The following is a 1103-nucleotide window of genomic DNA, read 5'->3' on the forward strand; positions in this document are numbered from 1 at the left end:
GTTTTGTGTTGTAGTGTCTCCTCCATTTTTCGATCAGAATTTGAGCTTCGCGCAGGCTGTAGAAGATCTCTCCGTTGAGCAACTCGTCCCTGAACCTGCCATTGAAGCTTTCGCAGTATCCGTTCTCCCACGGGCTGCCAGGTTCGATGTAAGCCGTCTTGGCGCCAACGGCGGCGATCCAGTCTCGGACAGCCTGGGCGACAAATTCCGGCCCATTGTCAGAACGTATGAAATTCGGCGCGCCGCGAAGTATGAACAGGTCTGTCAGGACGTCGATTACATCGGTCGAGTTCAGCTTTCGCTCGACCCTGATAGCCAAACATTCCCGACTGTACTCATCAAGGATGTTCAGCGTCCGGAAGGCTTTGCCATCATCGGTTCGGCAATGGACGAAGTCATAGGACCACACGTGGTTGCGATGCTCTGGTCGAAGCCGGACACATGATCCGTCATTCAGCCAGAGCCGCCCTTTCTTCGGTTGTTTTATTGGCACTTTCAGCCCCTCTCGTCGCCAAAGCCGTTCAATCCGCCCGTCGCTGACAGACCATCCAGCCTCTCTCAGCAGCGCAGCGATCCTGCGATAGCCATATCGGCCGTATTGACGGGTCAGCTCGATCATGTCGGCCACCAGACGGTCTTCGTCTGCGCGACCTTGTGGGACGCGCCGTTGCGTGGACCGGTTTTGTCCAAGCACGCGACAGGCGCGTCTCTCGGAAACGTTCAGCTGGTTGCGTACATGGTTAATACAAGCACGACGACGAGCGGGGCTCAGTAGTTTCCCTTTGAGGCTTCCGTCAGGATCAGTTTGTCCAACGTCAGATCAGAAACCACGCGCCGCAGTCGCTCGTTCTCTTTCTGAAGCCGTTTCAGTTCCTTCAACTGATCTACGCCCATTCCGCCGTACTTCTTGCGCCAGCGGTAATAGGTTTGTTCAACAACTCCGATCTGCCTGATCGCATCAAGACGGGACATCCCTTGCCCCATCAGAACTTCAACCTGCCGTAACTTCGAGACAATCTCTTCGGGCTTCGGTCTCTTGTTTGCCATTCGTGGTCCTCCGTTTCCTAAACATAACGGTGGACCAGTTCAGTGGGGGAGGCTCA

General features: G+C 55.2%; 1 protein-coding gene. It reads right to left on the bottom strand.

Going from position 1 to position 1103, the window contains the following annotated elements:
* A protein-coding gene (locus AC2FI8_RS24505; RefSeq protein WP_496781251.1) for an IS3 family transposase occupies positions 1 to 1047 on the bottom strand; the annotation gives its coding sequence in 2 pieces (ribosomal slippage) (positions 1 to 786 and positions 786 to 1047; 1048 coding nt annotated over the 2 pieces). This gene is flagged as partial in the annotation.
* Positions 1048 to 1103: the final 56 nt, after the last annotated feature.

Source organism: Ruegeria sp. CDSB029 (assembly GCF_059611125.1).